This is a genomic window from Erwinia sp. 1181_3 (assembly GCF_052824965.1).
In genome coordinates this window covers 373,844-392,044 of the sequence record NZ_VTDE01000003.1, presented here as the reverse complement: position 1 = coordinate 392,044, position 18,201 = coordinate 373,844, and the positions used below count along the sequence as shown (strand labels likewise).

At 55.4% G+C, this 18,201-nt stretch carries 16 protein-coding genes; 6 read left to right on the top strand and 10 right to left on the bottom strand.

The genetic code is table 11. The features are described 5' to 3' along the window. Window positions 1-12: 12 nt before the first annotated feature. The 5 genes from FY046_RS10240 to FY046_RS10220 form a co-directional block, all read right to left on the bottom strand. On the bottom strand, window positions 13-1,479 hold the full coding sequence (locus tag FY046_RS10240; RefSeq protein ID WP_159337401.1) for a glycoside hydrolase family 1 protein: 1,467 nt from the start codon (window positions 1,477-1,479) through the stop codon (window positions 13-15). Further along, window positions 1,476-3,308, bottom strand: a complete 1,833-nt coding sequence (locus FY046_RS10235; RefSeq protein WP_446186019.1) for a beta-glucoside-specific PTS transporter subunit IIABC — start codon at window positions 3,306-3,308, stop codon at window positions 1,476-1,478. Before FY046_RS10235 ends, FY046_RS10240 begins: the two co-directional genes overlap by 4 nt. A gap of 181 nt (window positions 3,309-3,489) precedes the next feature. Next, window positions 3,490-3,819, bottom strand: coding sequence for a multidrug/spermidine efflux SMR transporter subunit MdtI (gene mdtI, locus FY046_RS10230; protein ID WP_133843596.1), 330 nt, complete (start codon window positions 3,817-3,819; stop codon window positions 3,490-3,492). Then, window positions 3,806-4,150, bottom strand: a complete 345-nt coding sequence (gene mdtJ / locus FY046_RS10225) for a multidrug/spermidine efflux SMR transporter subunit MdtJ (RefSeq protein WP_133843594.1) — start codon at window positions 4,148-4,150, stop codon at window positions 3,806-3,808. Before mdtJ ends, mdtI begins: the two co-directional genes overlap by 14 nt. Window positions 4,151-4,502: 352 nt before the next feature. Then, window positions 4,503-5,513 carry a LacI family DNA-binding transcriptional regulator gene (locus FY046_RS10220; RefSeq protein WP_342345408.1) on the bottom strand — a complete coding sequence of 337 codons (1,011 nt, stop codon included), beginning with the start codon at window positions 5,511-5,513 and terminating at the stop codon, window positions 4,503-4,505. A gap of 151 nt (window positions 5,514-5,664) precedes the next feature. On the opposite strand from FY046_RS10220, the gene FY046_RS10215 reads away from it, so the two are divergent. The 5 genes from FY046_RS10215 to btsR all read left to right on the top strand — a co-directional run bounded on the left by FY046_RS10215 (window position 5,665) and on the right by btsR (window position 11,241). Next, on the top strand, window positions 5,665-6,783 hold the full coding sequence (locus FY046_RS10215; RefSeq protein ID WP_133843592.1) for an ABC transporter substrate-binding protein: 1,119 nt from the start codon (window positions 5,665-5,667) through the stop codon (window positions 6,781-6,783). Window positions 6,784-6,848: 65 nt separating this feature from the next. After that, window positions 6,849-7,901, top strand: a complete 1,053-nt coding sequence (locus FY046_RS10210; RefSeq protein WP_133843590.1) for a FecCD family ABC transporter permease — start codon at window positions 6,849-6,851, stop codon at window positions 7,899-7,901. After that, window positions 7,898-8,683 (top strand): ABC transporter ATP-binding protein, encoded by a 786-nt coding sequence (locus FY046_RS10205; RefSeq protein ID WP_133843588.1) that lies wholly within the window; start codon window positions 7,898-7,900, stop codon window positions 8,681-8,683. Before FY046_RS10210 ends, FY046_RS10205 begins: the two co-directional genes overlap by 4 nt. 156 nt (window positions 8,684-8,839) lie before the next feature. Then, on the top strand, window positions 8,840-10,525 hold the full coding sequence (locus FY046_RS10200) for a LytS/YhcK type 5TM receptor domain-containing protein (RefSeq protein ID WP_446186018.1): 1,686 nt from the start codon (window positions 8,840-8,842) through the stop codon (window positions 10,523-10,525). Further along, on the top strand, window positions 10,522-11,241 hold the full coding sequence (btsR, locus tag FY046_RS10195; RefSeq protein ID WP_133843584.1) for a two-component system response regulator BtsR: 720 nt from the start codon (window positions 10,522-10,524) through the stop codon (window positions 11,239-11,241). The genes FY046_RS10200 and btsR overlap by 4 nt, the downstream gene beginning before the upstream one ends. 1 nt (window position 11,242) lies before the next feature. On the opposite strand, the gene yjiA is transcribed toward btsR, so the two are convergent. From yjiA to FY046_RS10170, 5 genes are all read right to left on the bottom strand, one after another. Next, entirely contained in the window at window positions 11,243-12,202 is a 960-nt protein-coding gene (gene yjiA / locus FY046_RS10190) for a GTPase (RefSeq protein WP_167864012.1), read from the bottom strand. 29 nt (window positions 12,203-12,231) lie between these two features. Continuing rightward, complete coding sequence (locus tag FY046_RS10185; RefSeq protein ID WP_133843580.1) at window positions 12,232-12,435, bottom strand: YbdD/YjiX family protein; 204 nt, start codon at window positions 12,433-12,435, stop codon at window positions 12,232-12,234. Between the two features lie 65 nt (window positions 12,436-12,500). Further along, the gene (locus FY046_RS10180) at window positions 12,501-14,654 is read right to left on the bottom strand and encodes a carbon starvation CstA family protein (protein WP_167864013.1); all 2,154 of its coding nucleotides are present in this window, start codon (window positions 14,652-14,654) and stop codon (window positions 12,501-12,503) included. Window positions 14,655-14,935: 281 nt separating this feature from the next. Next, a complete protein-coding gene (locus FY046_RS10175) occupies window positions 14,936-15,421 on the bottom strand; it encodes a GNAT family N-acetyltransferase (protein ID WP_167864014.1) in 486 nt (161 codons plus the stop codon). Window positions 15,422-15,494: 73 nt separating this feature from the next. Next, window positions 15,495-15,806 (bottom strand): chorismate mutase, encoded by a 312-nt coding sequence (locus FY046_RS10170; protein ID WP_339505471.1) that lies wholly within the window; start codon window positions 15,804-15,806, stop codon window positions 15,495-15,497. Window positions 15,807-16,033: 227 nt separating this feature from the next. On the opposite strand from FY046_RS10170, the gene FY046_RS10165 reads away from it, so the two are divergent. Continuing rightward, on the top strand, window positions 16,034-18,148 hold the full coding sequence (locus FY046_RS10165; RefSeq protein ID WP_446186017.1) for a DUF4034 domain-containing protein: 2,115 nt from the start codon (window positions 16,034-16,036) through the stop codon (window positions 18,146-18,148). Window positions 18,149-18,201 lie beyond the last annotated feature (53 nt).

Sequence of the window (18,201 nt, the reverse complement as noted above, 5' to 3'; positions counted from 1 at the left end):
GTTCCTTGACGGTCAGCTCAGGTCGCTGCCGTTACTGGCAATAACCTGTTGATACCAGTAAAACGAATCTTTACGCAGACGCGCCAGGCTGCCCTGTCCTTCATCATCCTGATCGACGTAGATAAAGCCGTAACGTTTGGACATCTGCGATGTGCCGGCACTAATAATGTCAATGGTTCCCCAACTGGTAAAGCCCAACAGATCAACACCTTCATCAATCGCGGCCTGCATTTGTTCAAAGTGTGATCTGAAGTAGTCAATCCGGTAGTCATCGTGTATCTGTCCCTCGACTACCACGTCTTTTGCCCCCAGGCCATTCTCGACAATAAACAGCGGTTTCTGGTAGCGGTCATACAGCTCCAGCAACGAAATTTTCAGGCCGACCGGGTCAATCTGCCATCCCCATTCTGACGCCGGCAGGTAGGGGTTTTTGACGCCCAGAACGGTATTGCCCGGAATGCGCTCGGCATCGGGCTGGGTGGATTCGGTGATCGACATGTAGTAACTGAACGACAGGAAGTCGACGGTGTGCTGGCGCAGGATCGCCAGATCGTCAGGCTGCATTTCCAGATGAATACCGCGCCGTTCCAGGTCGCGCAGGATCAGCGGCGGGTATTCGCCTTTGACCTGAACATCGGTGTAGAAGTAATTTTCCAGGTTCTTCTTCAGCGTGGCTTCCACATCCTGCGGATGGCAGGTGCGGGAATAGGTTGTCAGTTTGGTCAGCATACAACCCACCTGGCTGCCGGGGATTTTCGCATGACAGTCACGCGTCACCAGCGCCGAGGCAACAAACTGGTGATGCAGCCCCTGATAGATGTCCTGCACCGCCTGGCCGGGTGCGCATTTCTCTTCGCGGATCCCGGCGGTGGTGAACGGATGGCGATGAATACTGTCGATCTCGTTAAAGGTCAGCCAGTAGCGCACCAGATCTTTATAGCGATCAAAGCAGGCATTGCTGTAGTGCACAAAGGCATCCACCACCTTGCGATCAACCCAGCCGTTGTATTTTTCACTCAGCTTCAGCGGCATCTCATAATGAGACAGCGTGACCAGCGGTTCGATATTGTGCTTACGCATTTCACGGAACAGATCTTCATAGAATTGCAGGCCCGCTTCATTCGGCTCGGCCTCTTCGCCCGCGGGGAAGATGCGTGACCAGGCAATGGAAACGCGCAGCACTTTAATGCCCATCTCCGCAAACAGCGCGAGGTCCTCTTTATAACGGTGATAGAAGTCGATGCCGCGACGTTTCGGGTAGCGGGCGTCGTTAGTGCCGTTCAGTGCATCCTGGATGTTCTCATCGGTCAGCGCCATATGGCCGCTGTAATCCGTCAGGTCGAGATTGGATTTGTGCGCAATGGCATCGGCAACCGACGGGCCTTTACCCGCCACGTTCCATGCGCCTTCGGCCTGGTTAGCGGCAATGGCCGCGCCCCACAGAAAGTTTGGGGGGAAAACCGGGGTGTTCTGTTTCATACCGACTCCTTTAAAGTCATCACGTTCCAGGGATGGTCAACCGCAGTGGCGGAGGTGTTCGCTGACACCTGAAAACGCTCACTGTTGGTCACCACCATGACAACCACCGGATCAAATCCGGCGGCGATAATCGCCTCAAGATCGAACTCAACTAACAGATCGCCGGATTTAACCGACTGATTTTCTTTAACCTTAGGAGAGAAGCCGCGACCGTCCATTTTGATGGTGTCGATGCCAATATGGAAAATCAGCTCTGCGCCGCTGTCGGTGAGCATGCTGAGCGCGTGACCACTTTCGAACACGCTGCTGATGGTGCCGTCAGCCGGGGCAAACAGCGCGCCGCGGGTGGGGATCACCGCAATGCCGTCGCCCATCATGCCGGAGGAGAACACGTCATCATTCACCTGGGCTAAGGGGATAACGGTGCCCTCTGCCGGGCTGCTGAGCGCGAAGTCACTGACGGTCGTGGGAACGGGGCTGGCCGCCTGCTGCGGCTCTTCATGCCAGAACAGCAGGGTGGCAACAAAGGTGATGACAAACGCCAGCGCGGCACCCAGCAGGGCATAGAGGATATTGTATGGGTTATCGGCGGAGACAAACATCGAGATACTCGCCAGCCCCGGCCCCACCAGCGCAAAGGCTTCTACCGCCATCCAGCCAATAAAGCCACCGCCGATCACGCTGCCAACGATCACCGCATACAGCGCCTTTTTGTTCAGTAGCGTGATGCCATACAGTGCCGGTTCCGTAATGCCGCACAGGGCGGAAATGGCCGCCGACAGCGCGGTGGATTTTTTAATTTTGTCCCGGCTTTTGAAGTAGATGGCGAAGCAGGTCGCGGCTTCCGCTATGTTATGCGCCAGCGAAGCGGGCAGGTAGAGCATCTCCCGGCCAAACTGTGACATGGAGGCCACGACGTAAGGGATCATCGGTTTGTGCATCCCGGATGCCACCATAAAGGGCAGCACGCCTGCCAGCAGCGCGGTAGCCACAAACCCCAGTTTGCTGAACAGCCAGAAGATCACTGTGGCCATGCCTGCGCCCAGCTCATAACCCAGCGGGCCGAGGAACAGCAGCGTTACCGGCACGGTGACCATCAGCGACAGCATCGGTGAGAGAAACACCCGTACGGCAGAGGGAGAGTAGCGGTTAAACAGCTTCTCGGTTTGCGCATAGAGCAGGACGCACAGAATGGCGGGAAACACCTGCGAGGCATAAGCGACATTTTGCAGGTCGAGGGAGAGAAACTGCGCGCCCTCTGCCAGCTGTTTGGCCATCGCGGGCAGCACCATCACCGACACCGCTGAGACAGCCACCAGAATATTCACCTTCAGCTTGGTGGCGGTGGTGATCGCCACCAGGATCGGCAGGAAGTAGAGCGGGGCGGAACCGATGTTATCCAGCACTTTCCAGGTGGAGCTGCTGCGGCTGAGCCAGCCCATCAGATCCAGCAAAAGCAGCAGGGATTTCAGTACCCCGCCACCGGCAATCGCCGGGATCAGCGGCTGGAAAATGCTGATTACAAAGTCGATAAACCAGGCCCCGGGGCTGACGCGTGCAGATGCGGCTTTCGTGCCCGGCTCGCGCCCGGCGGCCATGTCTCGCACGGCCTCATAAATGCCGATCACCTCTTTGCCAATGATCACCTGGCACTGCACATTGACGCGCACGCCGAGGATGCCGGGCACTTTTTCCAGCGCGCTCTGCTGGACCAGCCCGTTGTCATTGAGCGTCAGCCGCAGGCGGGTTGAGCAGTGCTCAATGTGGTCAATGTTATTGATGCCACCCACCAGGGTAATAATTTGCTTTGCCGTTTCCATGTGGTTCATCTGACGACCCTCTTTTGCGCAAAAAAAAAAGACCTGAAGCCCTCCGGTGAGAGAGAGCTTCAGGTCTTGCCTGGTGGATACCAGTGACACGCCTGGGATCACTTCTATATTTTGTCGCGGTTAAAGGCAACCAGATTGCGTTTTGCTGAACAGAATTTGTGAGCGGTATGGCAGATAGAGATCAGGCCAGCTTGATCAGCACCATGCCCATCAGTAGCAGTGCCACCCCAATCCAGCCTTTGTAATTGAGGCGCTGCCCGAACATTACCCAGCCTGCTGCAATGGTCGCGACCAGCCCGAATCCACCCCATAATGCGTAAGCGACAGACAGCTCAATGCCTTTTACTGCCTGCGACAGCGCACTAAAGGCCGCCAGTACGGCCAGCAGTGACAGCACGCCCCAGACTTTATGCTTAAAACCATTCGACAGTTTAAGGAAGATATTGGCAGCGATTTCCAGCAAGGTCGCTGCGCACAGCCAGACGGCGTGTACCCATTCAAACGCTTGCATGCTGCCTCCTGCTGGTGGTACCTGATTTAATCAGGGCAATACCCGCGACCAGCGTCGCCAGACCGAGCATTTTGGCGGGCGAGATCGACTCATCGAATAACAGCACGCTGAACAGCGTAATAAATAAAATACCGATCCCTTCCCACATGGCATAGGCAACGCCGAGCGCAATTTTTTTAATCGAAACGGAAAGGGCAATATAAGAGAGGGCAATCATGATCAGCATGAGGAAATATCCCAGCTGATTATCGCTGACGCTCGACCACTTCATAAACAGCGTCCCGGTGATCTCAAGAGCGATCGCCAGTGCCAGTAACATCCAGTAAAACATGATTTTTTCCATCAACAAACATAACTACACGCCAGCCCGAAAAGAAGTCAGGCTGCCTGAAACAGCAGGGGATATGTTTTAGGAAAGGGGACTAAAGCGCGTTACGCCAGTGTTGTTCACCGGAAAGGGAATAAGCGGAAGAAAAAAGGGAAGAGCGGTTTTGCCAGGCCTTGCACATATTATCCATAATATTTACAACTTATCCGCGTTGTTGCTTCTCGTCGATGCGGAAAGAAAATTGTCCTCGGTGGTTAATGTTGCTCCTCTTTTACCCGATCATTGAGAGTTATGCTGGTTAATTTGCAATTCTTTACGCTGGTTTTTTACGTTATTTGCAGTCGATTTCACTGCCTTACATGTTGTAAGGCGTGATAACGCTGACTTTAGAAAATGGCGTCTGTTCTTCGGGAGGCGAAATAAAACCGTGAAACGCCAGAATACTGTGAAAAATGCGTCGGGCGTCCTGCTGTAATTCATGGTGGATAATCGCATCCAGCTTACCGTCACTGAGTAGCTGACGGTTTTCACTGTCGAGATCATGGCCAATAAACACCTCAATCGCGCGCCCCGCATCAGCAAAGGCGCGCAGGATCGCGGTGTTGCCTCCGCCTGCGCAGTAGACAGCGCCCAGCGATGGATGCTGTTCCAACTGCTGTGACAGGGCGCTGTAGGTCGGGGAATCAATGCCATACCCTTCACTGATCCGGCGTACTTTCAGCCCCGGTGCCATCGTCGACATCGCGGCACAGAACCCGTCTGCGCGCTCTTCCTCACCCAGAAAATGCGCACTGCCCGTGACCACCGCCACGTCCGGCTGATGCTGCCCCAGCAGGCGGGACATCAACCAGGCGGCGGTTTTACCCGCAGACGAATTGTCCATGCCCACATAGCGAATACGCTGGCTGTCCGGCAGGTCGGTCACCAGTGTGACTACCGGCACGCGCTGTTTAAGCAGCTCTTCAATCACCTGCGTCAGGTCCCGGCTGCTTTCCGCTTTCAGGATGATGCCGTAACTGTCGCTGGCGCAGCGTAGCATCAGCTGGCGGATCTTCTGCGCGCTGATCTCCTCGAAAAGATGCAGTCGCAGGGTGAGACGAAAGGGGGCAAAGCTGCCCAGCTCGGCCAGCAGCGCATCGGTGACCAGCTGGCTGAAGCGGGCGGGAGTATGCATGATGACATCAACGGTAAGGGTTCTGCCGCTGGCCAGATTCATGCGCTGCTGCTGCTCCAGATCGCGGATTGCCTGCGAGATCCTTCGTTCGGTTTGGGCATGAACGGCACCGCGATTGTGCAGGGCGCGGTCTACCGTGGCTTTACTGACGCCTGCCTGGGCGGCGATCTGTTTAATGGAAAATTTCATCATTGAGGTCTTTCTGAGGTTATCCGTTCCGTAGAGAAATAATGTAGCGGTTAAATGAGTTGCAGGAAATCGTTTAATTGTGTAAAAAAACGTGTCAAATCTAACTGATAATCATTTTTATTTGCCTTTAGTTTCTTACCAGGAACCTGCATCCATGAATACCTCTCTGTTTAACCCGCGCGCGCTGGCTTGCGCGTTATCGTTTGCTGTACTTGCGGTGACCACCTCCGTATCGGCAAAAGTCCAGACCCTGACCGATGTCATTGGCCGTGAAGTGAAAGTTGACCTGCCCGCTAAGCGCGTCGTGCTGGGTTTTTACTTTGAAGACTACATGTCCGTGGGGGGCGAAAAAGCCTATGACTCAGTCGTAGGGATTTCCCGTGAAGCCTGGGAAGGCTGGGTGCCAGCGAACTGGAATATGCACGTCGCGCATCGTCCATCGCTGAAAAACATCCCGGATGTGGGTGAAGTGGAAGCACAGAGCTTCTCGGTAGAAAAAGTGCTGAGTCTGAACCCGGATCTGGTCATTCTTGCCGACTGGCAGTTCCAGGCTCTGGGCCAGGATGTTCAGCGCATTGAAAAACAGGGTATCCCGATTGTGGTCGTCGACTACAACGCGCAGACCGTTGAGCGCCATGTGGCCTCCACCCGCGTGCTGGGCACGCTGACCGGGCAGGATGCGCGCGCCAGTGAAATGGCGGCACTGTATGCCGGTGCATTGAAGCAGGTGGCGGATCGTATTGCTGCGGCGGGTAAACCTCAGCCAAAAGTGTATGTTGAGTTCGGCAATAAAGGCCCGGAAGAGTACTCCTTTACCTACGGCAAAAATATGTGGGGCTCAATGGCAACCGCCGCTGGCGGCAATAATATCGCCACGCCGTTCGTGGAGTGGTGGGGCCCGTTGAACCCTGAGCAGGTGCTGGCTTCAAAACCGGATGCGATCTTTATCTCCGGCCGTGAGAACAACAAAAATCCGCATGCGCTGCCGATGGGCCAGGGCGTGGATCTTGCTGAAGCGCGCACGAAGCTGAAAGGCTTTGAACAACGTCGTGGCTGGAACGAGTTACCGGCGGTGAAAAATGGCAAAGTCTTTGGCGTTTATCAGGGCGCATCGCGCACGCTGTCTGACTTCGCGATGGTGCAGTATATGGCGAAGCAGCTTTATCCTGAGCTGTTTAAGGATATCGACCCGCTGGCTAACTATCTGAACTTCTACAAAAAATACCTGCCGGTTACCCCGGAAGGGACGTTTGTGGTGAGTGTAAAAGAGTAAGTTGAAGATATCCCGCAAGGGCGGCCGCTTCTGGGCCGCCCCTTGTTGTGACACAGGACCGCTGAATGAACACTCCCACCGACAACCGTGCAGCCATTGCTGCGCATCGCGCGCGTGAAGGCAAACGCTGGCGCTACGTATTCCTCTTCCTGCTGCTGACCGCTCTCTGTCTGGTGCTGGATATTGCTACCGGCCCGTCGATGCTGGCGCCCTCTGAAGTGATTCGTTCACTGACCGGCATCGGTGAACGTGCGGCCATGACCGATGCTATTGTGCGTGAGTTTCGCCTGCCGATGGCGCTGATGGCGCTGGTGGTGGGGGCCGCGCTGGGGGCGGGCGGGGCACAGATGCAAACCCTGCTGAATAACCCGATGGCCAGCCCTTATACCCTGGGGATGGCGGCGGCGGCAGGCTTTGGCGCGGCGTTAAGCCTGGCCTTTGGCGGCTTTGGGTTGAATCCCATGATTGCTGTGCCGATTGGCGCTTTTATCTTCTCCATGCTGGCGGCACTGTTCCTGTTTATGCTGGCCTCAATGCGTCGGGTGCGTACCGAAACCATCATTTTGGGCGGCATCGCGCTGCTGTTTCTGTTCCAGTCGATGCTGTCGCTGATCCAGTTTCTCTCCTCCCCGGAGTTGTCGCAGCAGATTTTATTCTGGCTGTTTGGCAGCCTGACGAAAGCGACCTGGCCCACGCTGACGCTGACGGCGGCAGTCACGCTGGTGTGCTGCCTGCTGTTGATGGCGGACTCGTGGAAGCTGGCTGCGCTGCGTATGGGGGAAATGCGTGCGCTCAGCCTGGGGGTTAACGTGCGGCAACTGCGGATGAAAGTGCTGGTGATTGTCGCGGTCATGACCGCCACAGCCACCAGTTTTGTCGGTGTTATCGGGTTTATCGGGCTGGTGGCACCGCACATTGCACGCATGATGGTGGGGGAAGATCAGCGATTTTCCCTGCCGATGTCGGTGCTCAGTGGCGCACTGATGCTGTCAGCGGCGTCGGTGCTGTCTAAATCCATCGTGCCCGGTGCGCTGTTCCCGGTCGGGATCGTCACCGCCATTGTCGGCGTGCCTTTCCTGCTATGGCTGATTTTTTCTCCCCGGAGGAGCGCCCTGTGATCCAGCTTGATAATGTCTCTGTTCATCGCCAGGGACGGCCGATTATTGATGCAGTGAGCGCCGGGCTGGAAGCCGGTAAAATCCATGTGATTATCGGCCCGAACGGCACCGGAAAAACGACGCTGTTGAGTGCCATCTTTGGTGAGCTGGCGCTGGCATCCGGGCAGATCGGCTGTGGTGGACATCATCTGGCGGCAGGAAAACAGCCTGGCCGGGTGCTGCATGCCTGGCGTGAGATCTTCGCGTATTTACCGCAGGACAGCAGCGCCGATATTGGCCTGACGGTGCTGGAAGTGGTGGTACTTGGGCGGCTGGGCAAACTCTCGCTGCATATTGATGATGAAACGCTGGAAGCTGCCATGCAGCGCCTGGCGCAGGCCGGAATTGCCCATCTTGCCGGGCGCGACATCGCTTCGTTAAGCGGCGGTCAGCGCCAGATGGTGCTGTTTGCTCAGGTCATGATGCGTGAGCCTCTGGCGATGTTGCTGGATGAGCCGGTCAGCGCACTGGATCTCAAGCATCAGCTGGCGCTGCTCGACCTGGTCCGGCGTGAAACCCGGGCACGGGGTTGGGTGACGGTGATTGTGCTGCACGATCTTAACCTGGCCTGCCAGTATGCGGATAACCTGCTGGTGGTCGCGCAGGGGAAAATTCAGGCTGCCGGGAATCCGCGTGATGTGGTGACCGCCGAACTGATTGCCGCCACGTACGGCGTTGAGGTTGAGATCTTGCGCGATCGTGCAGGTAATCCGGTGATCCAGCCGCTCAGCACGGCGGTGTGATAAATCCTCAGGCAAGGGCACGGTGATCCTTTCGTGCCGCTGTCTGAGGTATTTTTAAAAAAATTCAGTACCAGCTCGCATTTCAAGGAATGATGGAGGGAAAGATCGCTCCGTCCGGTGTACGCTGCTCCCACAGGAGAATGTGGATTACAGGGCATGTACGAATTTACGTTGATTTTATTGTTACTACAGCAGATGTGTGTGTTTCTAGTCATCGCATGGCTGATGAGTAAAACCCGTCTGTTCATCCCTCTTATGCAGGTTACGGTGCGTCTGCCCCATAAGCTGCTGTGCTATATCACCTTCTCCATTTTCTGCATTATGGGCACCTATTTCGGTCTGCATATTGAAGACTCGATTGCTAACACGCGCGCCATTGGTGCCGTGATGGGCGGCCTGCTAGGCGGCCCGGTGGTCGGCGGTCTGGTGGGGCTGACGGGCGGATTGCATCGCTATTCTCTGGGCGGCATGACGGCGCTCAGTTGCATGATCTCCACGATCGCCGAGGGGCTGCTGGGCGGCCTGATGCACAGTTTTTTGATCAAACGCGGACGCAGTAACAAAGTCTTCAGCCCGCTGACGGCGGGCGTCATTACGTTTGTCGCTGAACTGGTGCAGATGGCGATTATCCTGCTGATTGCCCGACCCTTCCAGGATGCTTTGCATCTGGTGCAGAGCATTGCGGCACCCATGATGGTGACCAATACCGTGGGGGCAGCGATGTTTATGCGCATCCTGCTGGATAAGCGGGCGATGTTTGAGAAGTACACCACGGCGTTTTCGGCCACGGCGCTGAAGGTGGCTGCCTCGACCGAGGGGATATTGCGCCAGGGGTTTAATGAAGAGAACAGCATGAAGGTGGCGCAGGTGCTCTACAAAGAGCTGGATATCGGCGCCGTGGCCATCACTGACCGTGAACGCCTGCTGGCCTTTACCGGCACCGGTGACGATCACCATCTGCCGGGCAAGCCGATCTCCTCCTCCTATACCTGGCGTGCTATCGACAGCGGAGAAGTGGTCTATGCCGACGGTAACGAAGTGCCTTACCGCTGTTCGCTGCACCCCAATTGCAAACTTGGCTCGACGCTGGTGATCCCGCTCAGAGGCGAAAACCAGAAGGTGATCGGCACGATAAAGCTGTATGAACCGCGCAACCGCCTGTTCAGCTCCATCAACCGTACGCTGGGCGAAGGCATCGCGCAGTTGCTGTCTGCGCAGATCCTCGCCGGGCAGTATGAACGTCAGGAAGCGCTGCTGGCCCAGTCCGAAATCAAACTACTGCACGCTCAGGTAAACCCCCATTTTCTGTTTAATGCGTTGAATACGCTGATGGCGGTGATCCGCCATGACAGCGAAAAAGCCGGGCAACTGGTGCAGTATCTCTCCACGTTCTTCAGGAAAAACCTGAAGCGTCCGTCGGAGATTGTCACGCTTGCGAATGAAATCGAACATGTGAACGCCTACCTGCAAATTGAGCAGGCGCGTTTTCAGTCGCGACTGAGCATCCGGTTGTGGGTGCCGCAGGAGCTGGCTTACTACCAGCTTCCTGCCTTTACCCTGCAACCGATTGTGGAAAATGCAATAAAACACGGCACCTCACAGCTGCCTGGCATCGGTGAAATTACCCTGAAGGCCAGCCGTGACGGGCAGCATCTGGTGCTGGATATTGAAGATAACGCCGGGCTTTATCAGCCCAAAGAGAGCGGTGGTGGGCTGGGGATGAGCCTGGTGGATAAACGTTTGCGCGTGCGATATGGCGACGCTTACGGTATCACCGTCACCTGTGAACCGGATTGTCTCACCCGCATTACACTGCGGTTACCGCTGGAGGAGCCCCTATGATCAGCGTATTGATTGTCGATGATGAACCCCTGGCGCGCGAGAACCTGCGCGTCATGTTACAGAAAGAGCCGGATATCGAAATTGTCGGCGAGTGTGGAAATGCTGTTGAGGCGATCGGCATGGTGCATAAACTGCGCCCTGACGTACTGTTCCTCGATATCCAGATGCCGCGCATCAGCGGCCTGGAAATGGTCAGTATGCTTGACCCGGAGGACCGTCCCTGGATTGTCTTCCTCACCGCCTATGATGAGTTTGCGGTGCAGGCATTTGAAGAACATGCTTTTGACTACCTGTTGAAACCGGTGGAGGTTCCGCGACTGGAGAAAACGCTGATGCGCCTGCGTCAGGATCGCCACGGGCAGGATGTCTCCGTGCTGCCGGATAATCAGCAGGATCTGAAGTTTATTCCCTGCAGCGGTCAGAGCCGTATCTATCTGTTACAGATGCAGGACGTGGTATTTGTCAGTAGCCGCCTGAGCGGGGTGTATGTCACCAGCCAGGAAGGGAAAGAGGGCTTTACCGAGCTGAAGTTACGCACGCTGGAAAATCGCACACCGCTGCTGCGATGCCACCGTCAGTTTCTGGTGAACATGGCGCATCTGAAAGAGATCCGCCTTGAGGATAATGGCCAAGGAGAGCTGTTACTGAGCAGCGGTCACACCGTGCCGGTGAGCCGCCGCTATCTGAAAAGCCTGAAGGAGGCCGTGGGCTTGTAAGCTACGGTTTTAAGCCGGCAAAGGCCGCACGGATTTCCTCTTCCGGTAGCTCAATGCCGATAAATACCAGCGTGCTGGCAGGCTGTTCATCAGCCTGCCACTCGCGATCCCAGTCAGCACTGTACAGTCGCTGTACGCCCTGGAACAGCAGGCGGCACGGCTGATCGGCAATCCACAACATCCCTTTGTAGCGCAGCAGCTTATCGGCAAAACCGGCCAGCAGATCCTCCATCACTTTCGACACCGCCTCCAGTGCCAGCGGGTAGTCCAGCTCCAGCACTATGGAGGAGATGGCATTCTGCTGCTGTGGGATAAACTGAAAACGCGGTTTTGGCGTGACGATCGCCTCTTCCAGCATAAATCCCCGGGTATCAAACAACAGCGCCAGGTCAATATCGCCATGGATCACCGGGTAAATCGGTGCACGCGCATTGATGCGTTGCAAACGCTCCATCAGCTCCGGCGGCGTGCCACTGATATCCGTCTTGGTCAGCAGAATGCGGTCGGCGTAGCCTATTTGCGACTGCGCCAGAGTAAACTGATCCATCTGCTGCCCGGCATGTACGGCATCAACCAGCGCGATCACGCCGTCCAGCAGATAGCGCTCGCACAGGATCTCATGGGAGAAAAAGGTCTGAATAATCGGGCCAGGATCGGCCATGCCGGTGCATTCGATGATTAAGCGATCGAAGGTGATGTCGCCGTTATCCCGGCTGTCCAGCAGGTCGAGCAAGGCGGTTTCCAGCTCCCCGGAACGGGTACAGCAAATACAGCCGTTAGTAAGGGTAGTGATTTGCGTGGCGCGATCGCCAAGTAGCTGATTATCGACGGCGACGGCACCAAACTCATTCTCAATCACCGCAATTTTGTAGTCCTGCTGTTCATGCAGAATATGACGTAACAGCGTGGTTTTTCCCGCGCCGAGAAAACCGGTCAGTACCGTGACAGCAATGGGGGTCATAGGTTATCTACCTTGATAGTCGTCTTGCATCAGCAGCAGCGCATGCCGCCTTTTCCATCTCCGCCATAGCGCGCCTGCTGGCGCTCTCGGAAGAACTCTTTATAGGTCATCACCGGTTTATCCGGGTGATTGGTCTGCATGTGTTCAACGTAGGTATCGTAATCAGGAATGCCGACCAGCATACGCGCCGCCTGGCCGAGGTATTTCTTCGCCGCGCCTAAGTTATCGAACATGATGTATTCCCTGTTGTACAGATCGGAGTAAGGGCGAGGCATGCCTCGCCCGTCTTTTAACAGGGTTAATGGCCGGATGACACCTTAACCCCTTCTTTCGGCACCGGAACGTAAGCGGTTTCCGTATCGGTTGGTTCACTGGACTGGCGTGCGTTCAGCCAGGCTTTAATGCCGTAGAAGATAATACTGTACACCACTATGAGGAACAGAATACTCAGACCCGCGTTAGTGTAGTTGTTGATCACAATATGATTCATATTGCTCACCTGTTGAGCCGTCAGCTCAGCACCTCCGGCGGCCACTTTGGCTTTGTACTCGCTGGCCATATAGAAGAAACCTTCCATCTGCGGATTGGTGCTGAACAGCTTGAGCGCCAGCGCCCAGGTGGTACAAATCAGCAGCCATACAGCAGGTAGCATCGTCACCCAGATGTATTGCGTACGCTTCATCTTAATCAGCACCACGCTCGCCAGTACCAGCGCCACCGCGGCCAGCATCTGGTTGGAAATACCAAACAGCGGCCACAGGCTTTTCACGCCGCCCAGTGGGTCAACCACGCCCTGATACAGCAGGTAGCCCCACAGCCCGACACAGCCTGCGGTGCCGATAACACCCGCCAACAGTGAATCGGTTTTCTTCAGGAAAGGCACAAAGTTACCCAACAAATCCTGCAACATAAAGCGGCCGGAACGGGTACCGGCATCCAGCGCGGTCAGGATAAACAGCGCTTCAAACAGGATGCCAAAGTGATACCAGAAGCCCATATCGGCAATTGGCATAATTTTGTCAAACACATGGGCAATCCCGACGGCCAGCGTTGGCGCACCACCCGCACGGTTCAGCACCGACGGCTCACCGATATCTTTCGCGGTTTGCAGGATTTGCTCAGGAGAAATCACAAAGCCCCAGGAGCTGACGGTGGCTGCCGCCTGAGCGGTCACATCCTGCAGCTGCGCCATAATCATTGGCGCGTTGGCACCGCCGAGCTCATGCAGGTTTGGCATGACGATGCCGAGGCCTGCGGGGGGAGTGTTCATCGCGAAGTAGAGACCCGGTTCGATAATCGAGGCCGCGACCAGCGCCATCACCGCAACAAACGACTCCATCAGCATGGCGCCGTAACCGATAAAGCGCGCATCGGTTTCACAGGCCAGCAGTTTCGGCGTGGTGCCGGAAGCGATCAGCGCATGGAAGCCGGAAACGGCACCGCAGGCGATCGTAATAAACAGGAACGGGAACAACGCGCCTTTCCACAGCGGGCCAGTACCATCAATGTACTGTGTCAGCGCCGGCATTTTCAGTTCAGGATTCAGAATGACAATCCCGATGGCCAGGCCAACAATTACCCCAATTTTCAGGAAGGTGGCCAGATAGTCACGCGGGGCCAGAATCAGCCACACGGGCAGCAATGCAGAAATAAAGGCATAGCCAATCAGCGTGAAGGTGATGGTGGTGTCTTTAAAGGTCAGTGCCGGGCCCCAGTACGGATCGTGGGCAATCACGCCACCAAAGTAGATCGACGCTATCAGCAGGATCACGCCAATAACGGAGATTTCCCCGACCCGCCCCGGCCGGATAAAGCGCATATAGATGCCCATAAACAGCGCAATCGGCACCGTTGAGCAGACGGTAAACACGCCCCACGGACTTTCAGCCAGCGCTTTCACTACGATCAGGGCCAGCACCGCAAGGATGATAATCATGATCAGGAAGCAGCCGAACAGCGCAATGGTACCGGGAACCGGGCCCATCTCATTTTTGATCATCTCACCGAGTGAAGCACCGTTACGGCGCTGGGAGATAAACAGCACCATAAAGTCCTGTACCGCCCCGGCTAGCACCACGCCCGCCAGCAGCCACAGCACGCCGGGCAGGTAGCCCATCTGCGCCGCCAGCACCGGACCGACCAGCGGCCCCGCCCCGGCAATCGCCGCGAAGTGGTGCCCAAACAAGACGTTACGGTTGGTTGGCACATAGTTCAGGCCATCGTTATTGATCACCGCAGGCGTCGCGCGGGTCGGGTCGAGTCTCATCACCTTCTGGGCGATGTAGAGGCTGTAATAACGATATGCCACCAGATAGACCGACACGGATGCCACAACGATCCACAGCGCACTGATATGTTCGCCGCGTCTGAGTGCGACCACGGCCAGACAACACGCACCGATGATCCCGAGAATCATCCATGGTATGTGCTTGAATAGCTTGTTTTTATTCATAGGGAGACCTGGATTTATACGAAGTTAGATGGTGTGCAATCGAAAGAGTTTTATACCAGCGATATGGTGGCGAATTTATACAGAAAGCAGGGGGATAATTCGTTGAGTGGCGATATGGGGGATTAAGCGGTAGCTTACCGACGTAAAGCGGTTTCGCCGGTAAACTTAAGGGTGGAAATATGTGACTGGGGTCTCACTGAGGCTGTCTGTTTTTTCAGGGGCCTGGAAACGTCTCGTCGCGGGTTGCATGCGAGACCGACGCTCGTCTCAAATGAATATCATCAGTTATTCTGGCCTGCGATAATCTTGCTCATGTTGATACCCGTGACGCCAAAACCGCTGGTCTCATAGATATGGCGAGCACGAGCATTATCTCCTGCAACGCGCAGTCTAATCTCTTTAAAACCCTTTTCCCGAAGATTATCTTCAAAGGCGCGAAGAGTTTGTTTACCCAGCCCTGTGCCCTGGAAAGAGCTGAAGATATGAAAATCGTAGATAAAAACTGTACGCATAATCGTATCTGGTTTATACCAGAGATAGCCTACATGCATTTCAGTCTTATCTAATCGCGCAACCAGGGACATTAAAACCTGCCCACAGGTATTAACGCCTTCCGCAAGCGCTTCTGTTATTTCCTGCTTTGCTCTCACAAGAGAAGCACTTGGGGATAGTCCATAATTTGCCCCTATCTCGTTGGCATAATCTGGAATAAAATATTCAAGATAAGCAGGGAACTCGTCTTCTGTCATTAAGCGGAAGGTGATCATCTCTTACTCCTTAGTGATGAATACAACTGATAAACAGGACAATATTAACAGCATACCACCCTACCACTCCCTGTTATCTGGAAGACGGCGGCGTCCTGCTTTCGCTCAGTTGTCGGTGCTGTTCCAGTTCATAATCAATAAATGCGCCAATCATTGCGCGGTACACTTTCTCGATAATCTCTTCCGGCAGATGGTGTTCTGCGGCCTGCTGACGCACTTTATCAATCACCTTCTGCACACGATCCGGTGCACGTACGGCATCACTGTCTTTCTTAAATGCCGCGGCGGCTTTTACACATTCTCCCCGTTGGGCAATCAGCGCCACCAGGCGGATGTCGATCTGGTCGATGCTCTTTCTCACATCGTCAATAGAAGTAAAGGTCATGGTTGATCTCTTGTACTAGTTTTGTAGATCAAGCTTACCTAAAGTGATGCACATTGACCAGCAGGAAAAGCGGTCAGCCTCGTTAATGTAAATTTCTCTGGTTTGGATCATTTTTATCCTGAATTTGCTCAATATTGCTGATATAACGAAGGCTCAAAAAATTATCTTTTATGAAACTTTTCAATAGCTCAGGGACTTTTCGCTGAATTTGACTTAAAGGAAGGGCGATGAGCGAACACTCAGGAAGAACAGATAATATGGCCTCTGATTATGAACCTCTGGCGTCAATTCTTGCACGCCGTGCGCACCTGCGTGCGTTGTTTGTCAGCCAGCAGTTTGCGGCACTCGATGCATTACTTGAACAGCAATCCCAGCCCTGGCTGAACGGTGTCAGTGAAGCGTACGACTATGAGTGGAGTATCGACATGCTGTTCGACCCGCTCCAGCCGGTGGCTGAGACCCTGGCCGCGCTGGAGGCGTGGGTCGCCCTTCATCCTGATTCCTACCATGCTCATCTGCTACTGGGGTGCTACTGGGAGCGTGCCGCGGGCCGTATCCGTACTCAAAATGGTGGTGATTACGTGACAGACGACCGCTGGATGGGGGCGGAACTGGCGCGTGATTCAGGCATTGCCGCCTATCTGCGCGCGCTACCTTTGCATCCGAAACCCGCGTATGCGCTGTTCCGTATTTTCCGTCTGAGCTGTTATCTGGGTGAGCCGCAGTGGTTATTCGCACTGGCGCTGGGTGAACAGCCCGACAGCTATACGCAGCGCCAGTCTGAGGTCGACCCGGAGGTCTGGGCCGCTGGCATGCAGTGGTTGCGCGAGGAAGGGGGCAGTGAGCTGGCCATTATCCCTCAGGCCCTGCCGGCATGTTTATCGCCGCGCAGTGAAGAGGAGCAACAGAACAGTAAGCTTTACTGGCTGCGGCTGACGCTGGACGCGCGCCCGAATCTGTACACCATCCTCAGTTCCTGGGTGCATTTCCTCTATCCGCGTTGGGGCGGGAGCCATCAGGAAATGTCGGCGTTTATCGACAGTGACTGGTGTCGTGGATTGACCGAAAGTGAACGTAACGGTTTACGCATGACACAGGCCTGGGATTATCTCGGCTATGTGGCGTTAATGCCGGAGGAGGATGATCGGGAGAACATTGCTTTTTGTCTGCGGCAATATGATGCCCTGTTAGCACTTAACCTGACTCCGCGCCAGCATGCTTCTGTGCTGCGTAACTACGCCAACTTCCTTTGCCACTACGCGCGCACGGAAGAGGGCGGTGAGGTGCACTGGAACCAACCCGAGATGCAGCGGGCCTACGATGCGCTGGTCAAGGCATGGCAGGTTGATCATCCGGTTGCCGATCCTGGGCTTCATGATGCGTTCAGCTCTTTACTCTCCTGCCTGGATTTTGCGGGTATTGAGGACAGCTTTGGTCTGCGCCCAATGTGGTTGGATCGCAGTCAGCAGTGGGGCGACTGCCAGTATGAGGTGCTGGTGGCGGGGCTGGCCAGCAAATATGGCTTTTATGGCATCCGTCAGGGGCAGTTTGACCATGAGCGACTGATCCCGCTGGGCCTGGCGCTGGAGTCCGATCTTGATATCGGCCAGGCAGGTGCCAACCTGTTTGAGTCTGTATCCGAAGAGGCGGGGATTTTCCTGACGCAGGCCGCGGCTGACGCCGGTGATGCCTCTGCAATGGCAGGATTATACGACCTCTATTCGGGCCGGATGTCGCGCCGCTATGGCCGCGATGCCACAGCCTGGGAAAATCGCGAGCAGGCTCTGGCGTGGATGGAACGGGCAGCAGAGGCCGGTAACGTGATTTGCCAGTACAACCTGGGGTACGTTATTTCCCGTGAAAACGAGATTGTTAACGCACAGCAGTATCAGCGTGCACGCGATCTGTTTATCGGGGTGATGAATGCCGCCAATGTCGGGCTGGAAGTCTGGCAGCGCGCCACGCGTGAGCTGTCGGGATTGATCCTGTTTAATCAGTACGCCAGCGATGCGGATCGTCGCTTTGCGGTGGAAGAGGTGCTGGCTGCACTGTGGAACGATGAACGCCCTGACAATCAGGAGTACGCCGCCGCCTATTATGCTCACGCCTTCTTTACCGGTTCTGGCTGCGTTGCAAACCGTTATCTGGCAAAAGTCTGGGTGGATCGCGGTCTGGCCATCAGCCCGCAGGATGAATATTTGCTGGAACGTGCAGGCGAGATTTATCAGCGCGGTGCCCTGTTCGGCGGATTGCGTTCATCAATGGCTTTTCGTCGCGATAAAGCGCGCATGGATGAGCGCGGCAGGGCAATGACTTTTGATGCGGGGATGGGGCCAGCTTGAGATAAGCCCGACCTCATATGACAGGAATGCCACGCCGTTGGCGCGTGGCATTT